At 73.9% G+C, this 2,740-nt stretch carries 2 protein-coding genes; both read left to right on the top strand.

Annotation, left to right across the window (positions count from 1 at the left end; all coding sequences use genetic code 11):
- Window positions 1–68 precede the first annotated feature (68 nt).
- Window positions 69–1,295 carry a MalY/PatB family protein gene (locus WMI84_RS17915; RefSeq protein ID WP_347355132.1) on the top strand — a complete coding sequence of 409 codons (1,227 nt, stop codon included), beginning with the start codon at window positions 69–71 and terminating at the stop codon, window positions 1,293–1,295.
- A 46-nt stretch (window positions 1,296–1,341) separates the two neighbouring features.
- The coding region (locus WMI84_RS17910; RefSeq protein ID WP_347355131.1) for a pyridoxal-dependent decarboxylase at window positions 1,342–2,740 on the top strand (1,399 nt) is incomplete at its 3' end.

Genomic DNA, 2,740 nt, shown 5'->3' with positions numbered 1-2,740 from the left:
CCCCACGGAACGGCGGCGCGGGCACCGGCGGAGCGGCGGCCGTCGGGCCGGAGCCGTAGGGTGCGGTCATGGACACCGCGCCCGCGCCATCCGGCCGAACCGACCCGCTGGCCCAGCTCGACCTCGCCCAGCTGCGCGAACGGACCAGCATCAAGTGGCGCGCGCACCCGCCGGACGTACTGCCGCTCTGGGTCGCCGAGATGGACGTCCTGCTGGCGCCCCAGGTCGCCGAGACCCTGCACCGGGCGATCAGTCTCGGCGACACCGGCTACCCGGCGGGCACGGCATATGCGCAGGCCTTGCAGCAGTTCGCGGCCGACCGGTGGGGCTGGGACGGGCTTGCCGTCGAGCGGACCGCGATCGTCCCGGACGTCATGATGGGCATCGTCGAGGTCCTCCGGCTGGTCACCGAGCCGGGAGACCCCGTCGTGGTCTGCCCGCCGGTCTACACCCCGTTCTACGCGTTCGTCACGCACGCCGACCGGCAGATCCTCGAGGCCCCGCTCGGCAACGACAACCGCCTCGACCTGGCCGCCCTGCAGGAGGCGTTCGGCCGCGCCCGCGGCAGCGGCGGCCGGCCCGCGTTCCTGATGAGCAACCCGCACAACCCCACCGGTGTCGTGCACACCCGGGCCGAGCTGGAACAGGTCGCCGCCCTCGCCCGCGAGGGCGGTGTGCGGGTGGTCTCCGACGAGATCCACGCACCGCTGGTCCTGCCCGGCGCGACGTTCACGCCGTACCTGTCCGTCGCCGGCGCGGAGGACGCCTTCGCGGTCACCTCTGCCTCGAAGGCGTTCAACCTGGCCGGGCTCAAGGCCGCGCTCGTGGTCGCCGGCGAGCAGGCGGGCCCCGACCTGGCCCGGATGCCCGAGGAGGTCAGCCACGGCCCGAGCCACCTGGGCGTCATGGCGCACAGCGTGGCACTGCGGGAGGGCACGGCCTGGCTGGACGAGCTGCTCGTGGGCCTGGACCGCAACCGCACCCTGCTGGCAGACCTGCTCGCCGAGCACCTGCCGACGGTGCGGTACCAGCCGCCCGAGGGGACCTACCTGGCCTGGCTGGACTGCAGCGCGCTGGGGCTCGACGACGAGCCGGAGACCCCCGGGGACGAGCTTGCCGTCGTCACCGACCTGGCCGGCCCGGCCCGGCACTTCCTCGACGAGGCACGTGTGGCCCTCAGCTCGGGACACGTCTTCGGCACCGGCGGTGCCGGGCACGTCCGGCTCAACTTCGGCACCACCCCGCAGATCCTCACCGAGGCGGTCATCCGCATGGGCCGGTCCGTGCCGAGCTGACCCCCGGCCCAGTGACCGCCTGACCCGACCACCGCATCGGAGCACGATGACCCCCGAGGACTTCCGCCGTGCCGCGCACGACCTCGTCGACCGCATCGCCGACTACCGCGCGCACCTTGAGGACTACCCGGTCATGTCCCGGGCCGAGCCGGGCTCGGTCGCCGCAGCCCTGCCCGACCGGGCCCCCGAGACCGGCGAGGGGGGCGCCGGCCTGCTCGACGACCTGGACCGGGTCGTCCTGCCCGGCCTGACCCACTGGCAGCACCCGAGCTTCTTCGGGTTCTTCCCGGCGAACTCGGAGCTGTCCTCGGTGCTGGGCGACCTGGCCAGCACCGGCCTGGGCGTGCTCGGCCTGTCCTGGGAGGCCAGTCCGGCGCTGTCGGAGGTCGAGCAGCGCGTCGTGGACTGGACCCGGCAGCTGCTCGGGCTGCCCGACGCGTTCCGCGGGTCGATCCAGGACACCGCCTCCACCAGCACGCTGGTCGCGCTGCTGTGCGCCCGGGAGCGCACGACGAGCTTCGGTATGGTGCGCGGCGGGCTGCAGGCCGAGCCGGCGCCGCTGGTGGTCTACGCGACCCGACAGGCGCACAGCTCGGTGCAGAAGGGAGCGCTGCTGGCCGGGTTCGGGCGGGACAACATCCACTGGGTGCGGACCGACCGGGACTTCGCGATGGACCCCGACGCACTGCGGGCCGCCATCGCGCAGGACCGCGCCGCAGGACGGGTCCCGTGCGCGGTCGTCGCGGTCACCGGCACCACGGCCACCACGGCGCTCGACCCGCTCGACCCGATCGGAGCGGTCACGCAGGCCGAGGGCCTGTGGCTGCACGTGGACTCCGCCATGGCCGGATCGGCGATGATCCTGCCCGAGTGCCGCTGGATGTGGCGGGGCGTCGAGCGCGCCGACTCGGTGGTGGTCAACGCGCACAAGTGGCTCGGGGTGGCCTTCGACTGCTCGCTGTACTTCGTCCGGGACCCCGAGCACCTCGAGCGGGTGATGGGCACGAACCCGAGCTACCTGCGCTCCGAGCGCGACGAGGACGTGACCAACCTGCGCGACTGGGGCATCCCGCTCGGCCGCCGGTTCCGCGCGCTCAAGCTGTGGTTCATGCTGCAGGCCGAGGGCGCCGAGGCGCTGCGGGCCAGGCTGCGACGGGACCTCGACAACGCCGCGTGGCTGGCCCGGCAGATCGAGGCGTCCGCGGAGTGGCGTCTCGTGGCGCCCGTTCCCCTGCAGACCGTGTGCGTGGTCCACGAGCCGGCCGCCCTGAGCCCGCAGGAGGTGGACGAGCACACCCAGCGCTGGGCACGTGCGGTGAACCGTTCCGGCCACGCGTACGTCACGCCGGCGGTCCTCGACGGGCGATGGATGGTGCGCGTGTCCGTCGGTGCGCTCGGCACCGAGCGGGCGCACGTCGAGCGGCTCTGGACGCAGCTCCAGCAGG

The organism is Intrasporangium sp. (assembly GCF_039812505.1).
Lineage (GTDB): Bacteria > Actinomycetota > Actinomycetes > Actinomycetales > Dermatophilaceae > Intrasporangium_A.
This window is presented reverse-complemented; position numbering and strand designations above follow the sequence as displayed.

Bases quoted from the DNA above. Each gene is read 5' to 3' on its own strand.
- WMI84_RS17915 (WP_347355132.1), top strand. From the start codon at position 69: ATGGACACCGCGCCCGCGCCATCCGGCCGAACCGACCCGCTGGCCCAG.